We start from the raw sequence: 16,196 nt of genomic DNA on the forward strand, positions 1-16,196 counted from the left end.
GCCAGAGGTGCCCACCATGAGCGACATCATCCATCAGGCCAACCAGCAGCAGTTCATCTGTATGGTGGAGGGAAAAGAGTCGAGACTGCGCTACCGGCGGCTCGATGCCAAGACCATCGACGCCTACAGCACCTTCGTGCCCCCCGAGCTGCGGGTGCAGGGGATTGCCGATCAGCTGGCGCGTGCCTTCTTCAACTGGACTCAGGCGGAGGGGCTCACTATAGTGCCGAGCTGCCGCTACATTGATGTCTGGTTACGCCGCAATGCCAACAACTGAACCTCTGAACTCCGCCCTCGAACAGCAATTCCAAGCCAAAACAGAAGCCCTGCTGCGGGCCGATCCGCAGCGGATGGCCTGCCTGCAAGCCGCGGCCGAGCTCAATCTGCCCGACTGGGCGCTGGGGGCCGGTTTTATCCGCAACCTCATCTGGGATCACCTTCACCACAAGGCAGAGCCCACCCCGCTCAACGATATCGACCTTATCTATCTCGACAAAACCGATCCGCAAGGGCTGGCCGAGACGGCGCATGAAGCCTGGCTGGCAAAGCGGCTGCCGGATCAGCAGTGGGAAGTGCGCAATCAGGCCCGCATGCACACGCGGCAGCTGGTAGCGCCGTTTGCCAGCAGCCTTGAGGCGCTCAGCCACTGGGTCGAGATGCCCACCTGCATAGGCGTACGCCTCACCCGAGATGGCGAGTTCGAGTGGCTCGCCCCCTACGGCTTTGCCATCAACTGGTCGCTGCAAGTGAGTGCCAACCCCAGATGTCGCCAGGACAAACAGATTTTTACCCAGCGCATCAAGGAGAAACGCTGGCAGGCTATCTGGCCTGACCTTCAGGTAAACTGGCCATAACCTGATTGCAATCTTTCGATAACCTTGGGCACACTAGGGGAAAAGCTGGTTGTAACTCAATGGGTTAAATAATGCGCGACTTCTTCTCTCTCGAACGCTGGCTACCGGGCCTCGCCGCCCTGCTGCATTACCAGCGCGCCTGGTTGATGCCAGATCTTCGCGCCGGACTCTCGGTGGCGGCCGTGGCGCTGCCCGTCGCCATCGCCTATGCAGAACTCGCCGGAGTGGGTGCCATCGTCGGTCTCTACTCCTGCATCCTGCCCATGCTGGTCTATGCCCTGTTCGGCACCTCCCGCCAGCTGATTGTCGGCCCCGATGCCGCCACCTGTGCGGTCATCGCCGCTGTGGTGACGCCGCTGGCCGCAGGCGACCCCACCCGTCACTGGCAACTGGTGATGACCATGACCGCCATGACCGGCTTCTGGTGCCTGATTGCCAGCCGCTTCAAGCTGGGAGTGCTGGCGGACTTTCTCTCCCGCCCGATCCTGATGGGGCTGCTCAATGGTGTGGCCATCACCATCATGGTGGGCCAGCTCTCCAAGATCTTCGGCTTCACTTTCAGCGAACGTTACCTCATCGAGCGGATCGCCAGCGGGGCCACCTATATCACCCAGACCCATCTGCCGACCCTTGCCATGAGTCTGGTAGCCCTGCTCACCCTGCTGCTGGCCAAGCGCTACAAACCGGCATGGCCCTCCTCCATGGTGGCCATGGTGGTGACCGCTGCGCTGGTGTGGGGCTTTAATCTCGGCCAGTTTGATATCGCCACCCTGGGGACGGTAGGCTCCGGTCTGCCCGCGTTCCAGATGCCGGAATTTCCCCCCGGTCTGATGCGGGAGCTGGTGCTGCCTGCCCTTAACCTCGCCATGGTGAGCTTCGTCTCCATGATGCTGACCGCCCGCAGCTTTGCCGCCAAAAACGGTTACGAAATCGACGCAGACAAGGAGTTTCGGGCCCTCGGTATGGCCAACCTCGCCTCCGCAGTCTCGCAAGGTTTCGCCATCAGCGGGGCGGATTCGCGTACCGCGGTCAACGACGCCAACGGCGGCAAGAGCCAGCTGGTCTCTATCATCGCCGCGGCGGTGATCGCCCTCATCACCTTCTATCTGACGGCGCCGCTCAAATACATCCCGACCGCCGCCCTCGGGGTGGTGCTGGTAATGGCCTCACTCTCGCTCACCGACTTTCGCGGACTGTGGGCGCTGCGTAACTCCGATCGCTCCGCCTTCTGGCTGGCGCTGGTCACCTTTATCAGCGTGCTCACCATGGGAGTGATCCCCGGGATCACCCTCGCCGTGTTGCTGGGCTTGTTCCAGTTCCTGCGCAATGTGATGCGCCCCACCGACCAGCTGCTTGGCATGGATGACGAGGGGGTAGTACGTACCCTGGGGGACAACGAACAGGCCAAGGCGATCCCGGGTATTCTGGTCTATCGCTTCAACTCGCCGCTCACCTACTTCAATGCCCCCTATTTCAAGCGGCGGGTGCTGGCCCTGCTGGTGCAGGATCCCCGAGCCCCCAAGTGTCTGGTGATCGATGCGGTCGCCTGCTTCACCCATCAGGACATCAGCGTGATGAGCATGGTGGGAGAGCTGCACAAAGAGCTGAAACGGCGCGGCATCCATATGGTGATGGCGGGTCGCCACGGCCAGATGACTCACTGGTTAAAGCAGGCGGGCGTGCGGGTGGGCGATGAAGGGATCATCCTCTGCCCCGATATGTATCAGGCGCTGCGCCTGACCCGCTGCTACCGCGAGCCGGTGTTCAAGGATGATGCGGTGGTGGAGAGCACCACTGATGCCATCCGCTCCAACTGGCCGCAGGATGATGCCCTGCCCGACTCGGCGCGCCTCCCCCTGCCAAGCGAACAGGAGGCAGGCGCCACGCCTGCCTGATCCCTTGGCCTGACCCCCTGGCCGATGCAATCCTGCACAAGGATTGCACCGGCCTTAGCCTTGGTGTTAAATGCGCCCCCAGAGGACACTCCCCCGTGCCCTCCCAGCTGTTGGACATGCCATGCAATCTCAATCCCACGCAGGCCCGGGCACGCTATTTGCGCTGACCTGGCCGCTCTTTATCGATCTCGCCCTGCACTTTCTGACCGGCGCCCTCAATACCTTCATGGTGGGTCACGTCTCCTATCAGGGAGTGGCGGCGCTGGCGGTCGGCAATCAGGTGTTCGATCTCGCCATCACATTGTTCAGCTTCGTCAGTATCGGTACCAGCGTGGTGATCACCCAGTATCTGGGAGCCGGCGATCGGGAGAAGAGTCGGGTGGTGATCCACACCGCTATCGGCTTCAACCTGCTGATCGGTCTGGTGGCCGCCATCGGCGTGATGGCAGGCGCCAGCACCATGCTGGCGCTGATGAACCTGCCTGCCAATCTGATGAGCGACGGGACGCTTTACTTGCAGATCATCGGTCTCTGCCTGTTACCGGAGGCCGCAGCCCTCTGTCTGGCGGCGACCCTGCGCGCTCACGGCCACACCCGTCAGGCGATGTATGTGACCCTCATCGTCAACCTCATCACCTTCGTCGGCAACCTGCTGCTGCTCTACGGCTGGTTCGGCCTGCCCCAGCTTGGCGTCGCCGGTGTCGCCATCAGCACGGTCGCGGGCCGCCTGATCGGCGTGGTGCTGCTGGTGTGGCTGGTAGCCCGCAAGACCGGCATTCGACTGGTGGTGCGCGATATCGTCCACCCCAGCCGGGAGATGCTGGGCAAAGTGCTCCATATCGGCCTGCCGGCGGCAGGAGAGAACCTCTCCTGGATGCTGCAGTTTATGGTGGTGACAGCCTTTGTCGGACTGCTGGGTGACAAGGCGCTGGCAACCCAGTCCTACTTCTTTCAGATCTGCCTGTTTATCCTGCTGTTTGGCCTTTCCATCGGCCTTGGCAACGAGATCATCATCGGCCATCTGGCGGGAGCAAGACAGTTCGATCGCGCCTATCAGCAACTGCTCAAGAGCCTCAAGCTGGGGTTGGCAGTTACCTGCGTCATCGCCGTGGCGGCGGCCCTCAATGGCCGCACCATCATCAGCCTCTTTACCGATGATGCCGACATCATCACCCAGGTGGCGCAACTGTTTCTCATCAGCCTTATCCTCGAGCCCGGCCGCACCTTCAATCTGGTGGTGATCAACGCCCTGCGGGCCACCGGGGATGCCCGTTTCCCCCTCTACATGGCGTTGCTCTCCATGTGGGGAATTGCCGTGCCACTCTCCTATTTCCTCGGTATCATGCAGGGTTATGGACTGGTCGGTATCTGGCTGGCGCTGGCCTGCGACGAGTGGGTGCGCGGTCTGGCCATGTTCTGGCGCTGGCGCAGTCGTCGCTGGCAAAACAAAATTCTTGTTGAAACAAAAGCGGAATCACAATGAAGAAGATAGGACTCTTGCTGGCTGCCATCCTGCTCAGCCCCCTGGCCATGGCGCAAACTGCCCCTGCCGCTCCCAAGGCTCAAGCCACCCAGACCTGGTATGTGGCCCCCATCGCCATCGATGAAACCAGCGACGCCCAGAAGGCGCTGACCAAGGACTTCATGGCCCAGATGATCAAGACCATCAAGATCAACGAGTACCAGACCGGCAAGGCCGTAGGCAACACCAAGAAGCCCAAGTGGCTGATCCGTACCAAGCTGATCCTCGCCAGCAACGAGCCGCTGGTCGGCAAGAAGCACCCCCAGGGTCTCACCTACGGCAAGGGCAATCCGACCCAGGAGATCGTCGGCGAGCTGCTGATGAACGGCACCCTGGTGGCCCACATCGGCCAGGGCTGGCGCGAGCCTATCGTCCCGGGCACGCCGGTGGCTGACAAACTCTCCATCGCCAACTATCGCTACGCCATCGGGGATCAGGCCAAGTCGGCGGATCTGGAGGAGCTGGCCGCCCAGATTGGCTTTGAGGCGGGCAAGGTGATCCACCGCGACGGCAAGCCGCTGCCCGAGAAGAAAAAGAAAAAAGAGCAGGCGGACGAAGAGAAAGAGTAACGTTGCCTGCATCCATAAAAAGGGGCCACTCGGCCCCTTTTTTGATCCTGCGCCCTCACGCCAACACTGCCCCTGTTGTGACTTGTCGCACAGTTTGGCTCACCATTCAGATTGACAAATCACTTATCTTGTTTTGATTCAACAAGTTATAAATATCCCGCCGAATACCCCAAATCATTGCCCCCAAATCCGATCAGGATCACATTTATCCCCGGCACTAAGGGGTAGCTTTGGTCTTACAGGCACAATCAAACGAAACCAAGGAGGCTCCATTACATGTTCCCAGAGTACAGAGAACTCATCTCGAAACTGAAGAGCAGTGATGTCCATTTCCAGAAGAAGTTTGACTTGCACAACGACCTGGATGCGGAGATTAGAAAGTTGGAAAAGCATCACGCCAGCGACTATAGCGCCGAGGTGAGAGATCTGAAAAAACAGAAACTCAAACTGAAAGAGGAGATATACGACATCCTCAAACAACATCCACAATAGATGCCTCGAAGAATATGCGGATAAGCAATTTATCCCCCAGCCCGGCCCACGCGCCGGGCTTTTTGTTGTTTCAGTCAATTAGTTGACACCCGAGCCTACCGATCTTGCCGGTAGTTTGTTACATTTTTTCCTTGGAATTCAGGGAATAACGGTGATGATAACATGAGCAGAAAACGATCTTTTTATCATCTATTGCTGCTTTGCCTGTTCGCATTGAGCCACCCCCTGCAGGCTCAGGAGCCTGAACTGGAGCTGTGGCACTCCCAGCAAGCCGGTTACGTGATCGACGACGTGATCGCCCGCTTCAATCAGGAGGGGAACCACAGAGTGCGGGTCACCCAGATTGAGCCGGGCAAGATCAAGGCGGATCTCCTGCTGGCAGCTCAGGCCAGGGGGCTGCCCGACCTGATGCTAATCCCCTCCGATTTTATCGGCCTCTATCGCCAGATGACCCTCGCTCCCCTCCCGGCCGAGTGGTTTTCCCCCGCGCTGATGGCCAGCGCCCTGCGTTATGTCACCCTGGATAGGCAACGCTGGGGCATGCCCATGATGCAGGGCAACCATCTGATGCTGTTTTACAACAAGGCGCTGGTCTCGACTCCGGTGACTCAATGGCAGCAACTGACAGCTATCACCCCGGCCCTCAAGGCCAAGGGGGTCGACCCCGTCAGCTGGCCCTATCACGACATGTACTACTTCGCCGCCTTTTTACACACCTTTGGCGGCTCGCCGGTGACCGAAGGGCGCATCACCCTCGACAGCCCGGCCATGGTGCAGGCGCTGGAGGCCTACAGCACCGTCGCCAGCGAACAGTGGGTCGATCCCGAGTGCGACTATGACACCGCCCTCGCCCGCTTCAATGAGGGCAAGAGCGCCTACCTCATCAATGGGGACTGGGCGTTCAATGATCTGGTGAAGAACATGGGGGATAAGCTGGGCATCGCCCTGCTGCCACGCTGGCAAAGCCATCCCATGCACTCCATGAGCGGCGCCTACGTGATGGGAGCCTCCCGCTGGGCGATGGATGATGAGGATCGGCAACCCGTCATCAAGGCATTGATGGCCTTTATCCAGCGTCAGGATATTCAGCAGTTCATCTATCATCAGGGGGCGCTGCTGCCGGTCAATCAGCAGGCTTTTACCGCCATCAGCCGCCGTCCCACGCCTCAGGAAAAAGTGCTGCTGGAACAGTTCACCCTCAGTACCCCCATGCCCTCCGACAGCGCCATGTCCATCGCCTGGCAAGCGATGGAGAAAGGGTTCGAGCGCTTTAAAGAGGGGATCAGTGCCGCCGACACCGCCCGCTATATGCAGCAGCTGGCCGATCAGCAGTACCGGCAGGTCAAAACACCATGAAACATCGCACCTTTCGGCTCGGCCCGACCCTCATCATCATCCTGTTCACCGTCGCCCTGCTGCCGGCACTGCTGGCCAGCACTGTGCTGCTGATCCGCCAGCACCAGATCATCGCCCAGAGCGAGCAATCGCAGCTGGAGCGGGCCCTCACCAGCATGACCCGCGAGGCCCGCTTTCGCAGCGAGCTGATCGGCACCCAGCTCAATCAGCTCAGCCAGGATCGGGTGCTCCATCAGGCCCTCGACAACTTTCTCTTCTCCAGCCATGCCCGGCTGGCGCTGGCCACCTTTGTCAAATCCAACAGCCTGCTCACCTCGGCCTACCTCATCGATGACAAGGGGTTGGTGGTGGAGTACATCAATGGCCAGGCCTCCCACCTCGAGTCGAGCGACCTGATGCCGCAGCTGATGGCCTGGGGCAAGACCCGCGAGGCGAAACAGGGCAAGCATCTGCTGCTCCCCGTCAATGATCCCGTACTGGTCGACGACATGGAGCAAAACCGCAGTGGCGGGCTGGCGCTGGTGGCCCCCATCTATCGCAACCACCAGCGCGCAGGGGTGATGCAGACTCCTTCCGGCTTCGTGATGACCATTCTCCCCTGGCGGCAGATGGCCCAGTTGCTGGAGCCCTATCTCAAGGGGAGCGAATATCTGGTGATCTCCCAGGGCGAGAACCGTCTCTACGAAGGGGCTCACCAGAGCGCCAACGCGATGGATGACAGGGAGCCAAGCAAGATGGCGCAGCCCCTGGCCATTGGCTGGCCCCAGCTGGAGCAGGAGATCACCCCCACCATCACCCTCTACAGCTACAGCAATGACAGGGTCAGCGAGCTCAACAAATCCCAACAGCTGCTGACCGTCAGCATCGCCGTCATGTTGCTGCTGGTGGCCATCGGCTGCGTCTGGCTCACCCGCTGGCTCACCCGACCGCTGCGCTCGCTGGCCGCGCTGGTGCGCAGCTATGGCAAGGGCAATTACCAGCAACGGCAGGCGCCGCTGCGCTTTGTGGAGTACGACGAGGTGCGCCAGCTGCTGCAGGAGATGGCCAGCACCATCTCGGATCAGGTGCGGGCGCTCTATCAGCAAAATGAACAGCTGCAGCAGGCCAATAGCGAGAAAGAGGCCTTCAACCAGCGGCTGCTCGGCTTCAACGACGAACTGGAGCAAGAGGTTGCCTCGCAAACGACCGCCCTGCGCTCGGCCCTGAGCCGGGAGGAGCGCAGCCGCCATATCCTGCAATCCTGGCTGCAGTTCGGTCTGCACCAGCAGCTGGATATCGATATTGCCGAGCTGGCCAGCTCCGCCCTGCTGCAGCTCTCGCAGCTCTATCCCGGCCACCGCTGGGGACTGGTGATCCGCCGCGATGGCCAGCCCCACTACTCCCTGATCCAGGGGGTCGATGCCCCCTTGCGGGATGCCCTGCAGGAGAAACTGGTTCAACTGATGGATGAGGAGGTCAAACACTCCGAATGCCAGTGGGACAACGCACTTTGGAAGATCATGACCCTGCCCGGTAGCCAGAGCGGCGTGCTGTTTGGCTATCTGATGGTGAGCGCCGAAGGGCTGGAGTCCGAAGACAGGGCCATCTTGCGGCTGTTTGCCAAGCAGTTGGCGGTGGGCATCGAGGGGCGCCTCTTCACCGACGAGCTGGCGCGGGTCGCACGCACCGACAACCTCACCGGACTGCCCAACCGGCAGGCGTTCGAAGAGACCTTCCACCACTATCAAGCGGTGCTGGCGCGCCATCCGGAGCGTCACCTCGCCCTCTTCATGCTCGACCTCAACGGCCTCAAGCGCACCAACGACCAGTATGGGCACGAGGCGGGCGACGCCCTGCTGATCCAGATGGCTCACCAGCTACGCACCCTCTGCCGTCAGGATGAGAAGATTTTCCGCATCGGCGGCGACGAGTTCGTGCTGCTGGCGGAGGCGGATCACCTCGCCAGCCAGCAGCTGGCAGGCAGGTTGGAGGCAAGCCAGCAGCACGCCATCGTGCAGCATGGGGAGCACTGCTTCCCGCTGCGCTTTGCCATCGGCTGGAGCAGCAGCGACCAGACCCCCCTGGCGGAGCTGAGCCGGGTGGCTGACGACGCCATGTATGCCAATAAGGCGCGCTTCTATCAGGGGCAGCGATAAAAAGCGGAGGCCTCTGGCATTGGCGAGCCTTTCGCCAACGCCCTGATCAGCTCGCAAAAATGGCGCACAACGCTAGACGCGGCGCGGACCATGACTAAGATAGGGGCTCTTGATGTCTCGATTTGGAAGGGAGTAGGAAATGGAGTTAGTACTTGGCCCACTGGAAGCCCGCGTCATCGGCTGTCTGATTGAAAAAGAGATCAGCACCCCGGATCAATATCCCCTCTCCCTTAATGCACTGGTCAACGCCTGCAACCAGAAGAGCAACCGCGAGCCGGTGCTGGAGCTCTCCGAGCTCGATATCCGCGCCGTGGTGGACGAGCTGATCCGCAAGCGGCTGGTGGTCAACACCGCTGGCTTCAACGCCCGGGTGCCCCGCTATCAGCACAGATTCTGCAACACCGAATTTGGCGAGCTGAAATTCAGTGCCCAAGAGCTCGGCATCGTCTGCGAACTGCTGCTGCGCGGCCCACAAACCCCGGGGGAGCTGCGCTCGCGCACCAACCGACTCTGCAGCTTCGATGATGTCACCGAGGTAGATGCGGTACTGACCCAACTCATCGAGCGTGGCCCCTACGTGGTCAAGCTGCCGCGCGAGCCGGGCAAGCGCGAATCCCGCTACGCCCACCTGTTTAGCGGCGAAGTGGATATTCAGGCGATGATGGATGCCGCCCCCGCCGCGGCCTATGCCTCCCCTGCCGCCGACCGCCTGAGCGAGCTGGAGCAGGAGGTGAACGAGCTCAAGAGTCGTCTCGCCGCCATGGAAGCACGGCTGGCTGCGCTGGATGGTCAGGGCTGATCGCCTTTACCATCACCCATCTCTATCAGGGAGCCGGGGCTGATGTCCCCGGCTCCCTGCGTTTTTTATCGTGAGGAAGTGCCAGTGATCTCCCTGATTAAAGAGTCAGACCACCAGAAGATGCCCTGGAAAAACCAGCAGGGCACTACCAGCCAGATCCTCATCTCTCCCAAGGGGAGCAGCTTTGCCAAACTCGACTTTGACTATCGACTGAGCTCGGCCCCCATCAAGAGCGCGGGCCCCTTCTCCCCCTTTCCCGGCTATCAGCGCATTTTGCTGCCGGTGAGCGGGGCAGGCTTTGTGCTCAACGGCCACCCCTACGCCACCTTCGAGGCGGCGCACTTTAGCGGCGATGAGGAGACCCACTGCGAGTTGCTGAAAAAAGAGGTGACCGATCTGGGGCTTATCTACCATCCGGATCGCATCAGCGCCAACGTGCGGGTGCTGAACCTCCCCTTCCCGCTGACCCTTACCCTCGAGCCAGAGAAGACCTACCTCTGTCACCTGCTGAGCGGCCAGCTGGCCGTGCAGGGCAAAGAGGTGGCTATCAACGAGACGCTGGTAGTGACCGGGGAAGAGAGCATTCACTTCGAATGCCAGAAGAAGACCGCCATCGCCTTCTTTACCCTGCAGGCCAAATAGCGCGAAAGTCGGCGGTGTGCAGTCATGCCACGCCACACACAAACAGCAGAGATGAAAAAGCCGGGAAATCCCGGCTTTTGCTATTGAGGCAACCGGCTCGTGCCGGTCAGCACCTTAGTTGACCTTGAAGGAGCCCTTCATCATGGCAAAGTGGCCGGGGAAGGAGCAGAAGAAGGTGAGATCCTTGCCCGCCAGACCGTCGGTCTTGAAGGTCACGCTGCTGCTCTCGCCGCCGCCGATCAGCTTGGTGTGAGCCAGCACACGGGGATCATCCTTAGGCAGATAGCCGTTCTCGGCCCCGGCGCTCATCCCGGCAGTCGCCACGGTCTGATAGTCGGCGGTGCTGGCCAGCACCCAGTTGTGGCCCATGGCGGTCACGGGCAGCTTACCGGTGTGGTTCAGGGTGACCGTCACCTCCTTGCAGGTGGCCGGCACGTTCATCTCTTTGAGGTTGTACTGCATGGCATCATTGCCTTCGATGACCAGTGCACACTCATCCGCCAGCACGGGGGCAGCCAGGGTACTCAGAAACAGCAGGGTAATCGCCTTTTTCATCATCTTCTCCTTTGATTGGCAATGGATGGCAACGACTTGGCGGATGCGGTTAACGCTTCGCAAAGATGCCGTCTAAATCGACCTTCATTTTACTCAATTGTCTTCAATCGGCTATGGCTTTTGGCCAAAGCTGCGGGCTAGGTCACCAGACGGTGCTCTACTCGCCACTCTCTCCCTCACGGATGGACGATACGACCCGCTCCCGCCACAGGTTCAAAACTGTTTAATTTTTTCTGCTCTTTTCCCTCCGATTGCCCCTATCAGGGCTCGCCCGGCGGGCGCCCCTTGGCTAAGCTAGCGCCCCGATATGAACCTTCTCCAGATGAGAGCGCCGGATGATTGCGATAACCCCCGTGGCGGCCATGCGCGGCCTGCTGCTGACCCTGCTGCTGGCGCTGGCCGGCTGCCAGCCCACCCCGCCTGCCCAGACCCGTATTCAGGGCAAGACCATGGGCACCTACTATGTGGTGACCCTGAGCGATAGCTACCCCGGTGGGGAGCCCGCCCTCAAAAGCGACGTAGAGAGCCTGCTGGCCCGGATGAACAAGGAGATCTCCACCTACGATCCGGGCTCGCTCATCTCCCGTTTCAATCAGGGACCCGCCAACACCCCGTTTGCCATCCCGCCCGCCATGGCCATCATAGTCCAGCAGGGGATTGATGCCGGTAAGCTGACCGACGGCAAGCTGGATGTGACCGTGGGGCCTCTGGTCAATCTGTGGGGCTTTGGCCCGGACAAACGGCCGGTCAAGCGACCCGATGAGGCGGCCATCGCCGCCGCCCGCCACAAGGTGGGCATCGACAAGCTGACCCTGACCCCGCAAGGGGATCACTTCCTGCTCGAAAAAACGATCCCGGATCTCTATCTCGACCTCTCCACTCTTGGCGAGGGGGCGGCATCGGATGAAATCGCCGCCCTGCTCGAGGGCAAGGGGGTACACAACTACCTGATCGAAGTGGCCGGTGCGGTGCGCAGCAAGGGCAACAACAGCAAGGGCTCGCAATGGAAAGTGGCCATCGTCGAACCCTCCGATCAGCCGGGAGCGTTTTCCGATATCGTCATCCCCAACGGCATGGCGCTCAGCACCGCGGGCAGCTATCGCAACTACTACGAGCTGGATGGCCAGCGTTACTCCCATATCATCGATCCCGCCACCGGCCAGCCGGTCACCCACAAGCTGGTCTCCGCCAGCGTCATCACCCCGACCGCGCTGGAGGCCGATGCCCTCGATACCGCGCTGATGGTGATGGGGCCTGAAGCGGGGATGGCATTTGCCAAACAGCACCAGCTGGCGGTCTATCTCATCATCAAGACCGAACAGGGGTTCAAGGCCGAGTACACGCCGCAATTTGCTCCCTATCTGGCAGAGAAAAAACGGTGAGTTCAAGGCCCTGGCAACAGGGCCTTTTTCTTTCACTCATAGCGGGCAAAAGGCGGACAAACGGAGATGGTTCGCAATCGACAACTTGGCCAATTGCCTCTTCGGGCGCTTTGGTGGCACACTTTCTCCCATCAGCCCGCAGCGCCTCGACCCAGACAGATGCAGACACCTGAACAAGAGCCAGAAAAAAAGAGCCCAGCCAAGCCACAACGCATTCTGATGGTCAATGAGCAGCGCTCGTTTCAGGTGATGATGAAGGCGATGCTGCTCAATCTGGGGATCAGCAACATCACCTACTCCAATACCGCCGAGGATGCGCGGCGCCGCTGCCAGAAGGGCAGTTTCGACATCTATCTCATCGATTACGATCTCGGGGTTGGCGAGAATGGCCGCCAGTTGCTCGAAAGCCTGCGCGACAAAGATCTGATCCCGCCCCAGAGCGTGGTGATCATGGTCAGTGGCGACAGCTCCCGCGCCATGGTACTGAGCGCGCTGGAAGCCGAGCCCGACGAATACCTGATGAAGCCCTTCTCTCAGGAGCAGTTCTCGTTTCGCTTGAAGCGTGCCCTCGCCCGGCGCAATGCGCTGGCCAGCGTCTTTACCGCACTGGCCGATGACAATCTGGCAGCCCTCATTACCGCCTGTGCCGAGCGGGCCGATGCGGTGCCCCGTTTCGCCAACTACTGCCGCTGCCTGCAGGCCGATACCCACCTCAAGCTGGGTCAGGCGCAGGAGGCGCGCGCCCTGATGCGCCAGCTGCTGGCCGGGCAGGAGAACAGCTGGGCCCGCCTGACACTGGGCAAGGCCTGCAACACCCTGGGGCTCCACGAAGAGGCGGTCAGCCATCTGCAGGCGACTCTCAAAAATACCCCGCTGATGGTGGAGGCTCACCTCTGGCTGGCAGAATCCCTGCTGGCCCTTGGCAATGACGAGCAGGCGCAGCAGGAGCTCAGACGGGCGGTGGATATCTCCCCCCAGTCTGTGCAACTCTCCCGTCGGCTGGCGGAGGTGTGCCTGCAGCGCCACGACTACGCCCAGGCCAAGGATGTGCTGATGTCGCTGATCGACCTGTCGCGCAACTCCATCCATCGCACGCCCCATTATCTGGGGGCCTATATCCAGACCCTGACCCTCTACGCCCTCAACAGCAACGACAGCTACCACATCGCCAACCTGCAAAAACAGGTCAATTCGGCCCTGTCGCGCATCCGCGATTCGCTGATGATGTCGGAGTTCAACTACCCGGTGTTCGAGCAGATCTGTCAGGCCCGGGTGCAGATTGCGCTGGGTGAGCTGCTCAAGGGCAAGAAGATGCTCTATCGCGCCAATCAGAACTGGCTCGATGAACCGGCCACCATGCCCCCCGCCCTGCTTGGCGAAACCATCCTTGCCCTCTACCAGCTCGGTGAGTTTGAATATGCCGAAAGCCTGCAAGGGCTGCTGGCGGAGGACGAAGATCGGCTGCTCACCACCTGCATTCAGGCAACCCGCGATGACAAGACGGTGCTGGAGCGGCGTCAGCGCTACCAGCAGCTCAACGATCTGGGGATCAAGGCCTATCAGAGCGGCGAGCTGGAGCAGGCCCTCGGCCATTTTCGCGAGGCCCTGCGCCGCGCTCCCGCCAATACCGGTGCGGCTCTCAACAAGATCCAGGTGCTGCTGCAACTGATGCAGAAAAACCGCAAGAGTCCGGAATTTGGTGCCGAGTGCAAAGACACCCTGGACGTGCTCGACGGCATCCCCCTCAACCCGGCCCAGCAGGAGCGTTTTCGCAAGCTGCGTCAGGAGTTCAACCAGTTCAGCTAAGACCCCGCCACGCCCCCTTTTCCCCGCCTATGCTGAAACCAGTTCGGCAATGCGAGGGAAACGAAGATGGCGATGTGTCGTTATCTGGTGGCCGATGGCCGCCACTGCAGTGAAGAGGCTGGCGAGCACGATCTCTGCCACTGGCATGATCCCCACCATACCCATCAGGAAGCCCACACCGCCGAGGCGCTTGAACAGTACGTTCGCGCAGGCGGACTCTGCCACGGCCTGCAGCTGTCACGGGCCAATCTGGCGGGTCTCAATCTGGTCAACAAGGAGTCCGATCAGGGATTTTTGCTGGAGCAGTGCAACCTCTATCGCGCCAACCTGCGTGGTGGTCACCTCTACGGCCTGCGCATGAAGGGCGGCAGCCTGATGAAGGCCGATCTCAGTGATGCCAACCTCCAGTGCGCCACCCTCGATGACGTCAACCTGCTCGGCATCCGCTGGCACAACACCCGGCTCGACAACATGCAGACCGGCAAACGGGTGATGCAGGATCGCAAGGGGCGCCGCGAACGGGATCCCAAACAGGCGCGCATCTGGTTCAAGGAGGCGGAAGAGACCTACCGGGATCTGCGCAAAGCCTCGGAGGCGCAGGGGATCTTCACCATGTCCGGCAACTATATCCAGCAGGAGCTCACCATGCGCCGCCTGCAACTGCCGTTCTGGTCGACCCAGCGCTTCACCTCCTGGGTGGTCGATCTCTTCTGCGGCTATGGCGAGGCCCCGATGCGGGTGGTGCTCTTCTCGTTGCTGCTCATCTTTATCTGCAGCATTTTTTACTTCTTCTGCGGACTGCATTTTCAGGGCGAGCACCTCATCTACCAGCCCGGTGCCCCTCTCGAGCAAAATGCCATCTTCCTGCTCGAATGCCTCTACTACAGCGTGGTCACCTTCACCACATTGGGGTACGGCGACTTCACTCCGGTCGGCCTCTCCAGGATCTTCGCCGCCTTCGAAGCCTTCACCGGCAGCTTTACGCTGGCGCTGTTTGTGGTGGTATTCGTCAAAAAGATGACCCGCTGACACCTCTGCCCACCCCGCGGTGCCTGCCACTGACGCAGGCCCGCGGCCAAACTTGCATCCACCGCCGATTCCTAGTCCAATAGCCACTTATAAAAATGACATGAGCATCCCGGACATGAAGATCATCTCTTTCAATATCAACGGCCTGCGCGCCCGTCTGCACCAGCTGCAAGCCATCATCGACAAGCACCAGCCCGATGTGATCGGCCTGCAGGAGATCAAGGTGCACGATGAAGCATTCCCGCTGGCCGATGTGGAGGCCATGGGCTATCACGTGGAGTTTCACGGCCAGAAGGCCCACTACGGGGTGGCCATCATGAGCAAGCAGAAGCCAGTCAAGGTGGAGAAAGGCTTCCCCACCGATGACGAAGAGGCCCAGCGCCGGATGATCATGGCCACCTTCGAGCGCGAAGACGGCTCCCTCATCAAGGTGATGAATGGCTACTTCCCGCAGGGTGAAAGTCAGGATCACGAGACCAAGTTCCCGGCCAAGCAGAAGTTCTACGAGGATCTGCAGCACTACCTCGAGACCAACCACACCCCGGACGACCAGCTGGTGCTGATCGGGGATATGAATATCTCCCCCACCGATCTCGACATCGGCATCGGCGAGGCAAACCGCAAACGCTGGCTGCGGGATGGCAAGTGCTCCTTCCTGCCCATCGAGCGCGAATGGATGGAGCGACTGAAAGGGTTCGGCCTCACCGACACCTTCCGCGCCGCCAACCCCACCGAGTGCGAGCGTTTCTCCTGGTTTGACTACCGCTCCAAGGGCTTTGACGAGAACCGCGGCCTGCGTATCGATCTCATCATGGCCTCCGACGCCCTCAAGGACAGCGTGACCGAGACCGGTATCGACTACGAGCTGCGCGGCATCGAGAAACCCTCCGACCACGCCCCCATCTGGGCCTGCTTTGCCTGACACGGCGCAAGATTAACCGATGAGCCGCGACGAATTCGTAAACTGTGAAGCGGCTCGCGGTTGCCCGCGATAAAAGGGCGTAAAAAACCCATCCAGACAAGGTGCCTTATGGCACCTTATTTTTTGCAGCAAGGAGTGGCTGGCGTGATACGGTTGCGAAGAGCCCTGGCCCGGGATGAACATCCCCGAAGCCCCCCGCCCATATCGGAAAAGTCAGACTTTTTTCGTCAATCGGCAA

The 16,196-nt window shown here is 60.6% G+C and carries 15 protein-coding genes; 14 read left to right on the plus strand and 1 reads right to left on the minus strand.

Translation table 11 applies throughout. The features are described 5' to 3' along the window. Positions 1 to 16 precede the first annotated feature (16 nt). From OKC43_RS02700 to OKC43_RS02745, 10 genes are all read left to right on the plus strand, one after another. Positions 17 to 277, plus strand: coding sequence for a GNAT family N-acetyltransferase (locus OKC43_RS02700; RefSeq protein WP_005337747.1), 261 nt, complete (start codon positions 17 to 19; stop codon positions 275 to 277). After that, positions 264 to 854, plus strand: a complete 591-nt coding sequence (locus OKC43_RS02705) for a nucleotidyltransferase family protein (RefSeq protein WP_270803820.1) — start codon at positions 264 to 266, stop codon at positions 852 to 854. The genes OKC43_RS02700 and OKC43_RS02705 overlap by 14 nt, the downstream gene beginning before the upstream one ends. A gap of 71 nt (positions 855 to 925) precedes the next feature. After that, the gene (locus tag OKC43_RS02710; RefSeq protein ID WP_270803821.1) at positions 926 to 2,749 is read left to right on the plus strand and encodes a SulP family inorganic anion transporter; all 1,824 of its coding nucleotides are present in this window, start codon (positions 926 to 928) and stop codon (positions 2,747 to 2,749) included. 121 nt (positions 2,750 to 2,870) lie between these two features. Next, positions 2,871 to 4,232, plus strand: a complete 1,362-nt coding sequence (locus tag OKC43_RS02715) for an MATE family efflux transporter (RefSeq protein ID WP_013723595.1) — start codon at positions 2,871 to 2,873, stop codon at positions 4,230 to 4,232. Beyond that, positions 4,229 to 4,840: a hypothetical protein gene (locus OKC43_RS02720; RefSeq protein ID WP_270803822.1), complete on the plus strand. Its 612-nt coding sequence runs from the start codon at positions 4,229 to 4,231 to the stop codon at positions 4,838 to 4,840. Before OKC43_RS02715 ends, OKC43_RS02720 begins: the two co-directional genes overlap by 4 nt. A gap of 276 nt (positions 4,841 to 5,116) precedes the next feature. Next, positions 5,117 to 5,332: a YdcH family protein gene (locus OKC43_RS02725; RefSeq protein WP_005337763.1), complete on the plus strand. Its 216-nt coding sequence runs from the start codon at positions 5,117 to 5,119 to the stop codon at positions 5,330 to 5,332. A gap of 162 nt (positions 5,333 to 5,494) precedes the next feature. Continuing rightward, positions 5,495 to 6,688, plus strand: a complete 1,194-nt coding sequence (locus OKC43_RS02730; protein WP_270803823.1) for a sugar ABC transporter substrate-binding protein — start codon at positions 5,495 to 5,497, stop codon at positions 6,686 to 6,688. After that, the gene (locus OKC43_RS02735; protein ID WP_270803824.1) at positions 6,685 to 8,823 is read left to right on the plus strand and encodes a sensor domain-containing diguanylate cyclase; all 2,139 of its coding nucleotides are present in this window, start codon (positions 6,685 to 6,687) and stop codon (positions 8,821 to 8,823) included. The genes OKC43_RS02730 and OKC43_RS02735 overlap by 4 nt, the downstream gene beginning before the upstream one ends. Positions 8,824 to 8,962: 139 nt before the next feature. Continuing rightward, the gene (locus tag OKC43_RS02740) at positions 8,963 to 9,622 is read left to right on the plus strand and encodes a YceH family protein (protein WP_270803825.1); all 660 of its coding nucleotides are present in this window, start codon (positions 8,963 to 8,965) and stop codon (positions 9,620 to 9,622) included. An 84-nt stretch (positions 9,623 to 9,706) separates the two neighbouring features. Continuing rightward, complete coding sequence (locus OKC43_RS02745) at positions 9,707 to 10,264, plus strand: HutD family protein (RefSeq protein ID WP_270803826.1); 558 nt, start codon at positions 9,707 to 9,709, stop codon at positions 10,262 to 10,264. A 114-nt stretch (positions 10,265 to 10,378) separates the two neighbouring features. On the opposite strand, the gene azu is transcribed toward OKC43_RS02745, so the two are convergent. Next, positions 10,379 to 10,819 (minus strand): azurin, encoded by a 441-nt coding sequence (gene azu, locus OKC43_RS02750; RefSeq protein ID WP_267511665.1) that lies wholly within the window; start codon positions 10,817 to 10,819, stop codon positions 10,379 to 10,381. A gap of 335 nt (positions 10,820 to 11,154) precedes the next feature. Here azu and OKC43_RS02755 point away from each other — a divergent pair, with 335 nt between their 5' ends. The 4 genes from OKC43_RS02755 (at position 11,155) to xthA (ending at position 15,958) form a co-directional block, all read left to right on the plus strand. Then, positions 11,155 to 12,201: an FAD:protein FMN transferase gene (locus OKC43_RS02755; RefSeq protein ID WP_270803827.1), complete on the plus strand. Its 1,047-nt coding sequence runs from the start codon at positions 11,155 to 11,157 to the stop codon at positions 12,199 to 12,201. Between the two features lie 159 nt (positions 12,202 to 12,360). Continuing rightward, positions 12,361 to 14,007 carry a tetratricopeptide repeat-containing response regulator gene (locus OKC43_RS02760; protein ID WP_005361691.1) on the plus strand — a complete coding sequence of 549 codons (1,647 nt, stop codon included), beginning with the start codon at positions 12,361 to 12,363 and terminating at the stop codon, positions 14,005 to 14,007. Positions 14,008 to 14,073: 66 nt separating this feature from the next. Next, entirely contained in the window at positions 14,074 to 15,036 is a 963-nt protein-coding gene (locus OKC43_RS02765) for an ion channel (RefSeq protein ID WP_005353221.1), read from the plus strand. Positions 15,037 to 15,151: 115 nt separating this feature from the next. Further along, positions 15,152 to 15,958, plus strand: a complete 807-nt coding sequence (gene xthA / locus OKC43_RS02770; RefSeq protein ID WP_005353222.1) for an exodeoxyribonuclease III — start codon at positions 15,152 to 15,154, stop codon at positions 15,956 to 15,958. The last annotated feature ends 238 nt before the right edge of the window (positions 15,959 to 16,196 follow it).

The organism is Aeromonas sp. Y289-2 (assembly GCF_027705925.1).
Taxonomy (GTDB): Bacteria; Pseudomonadota; Gammaproteobacteria; order Enterobacterales; family Aeromonadaceae; genus Aeromonas; species Aeromonas veronii.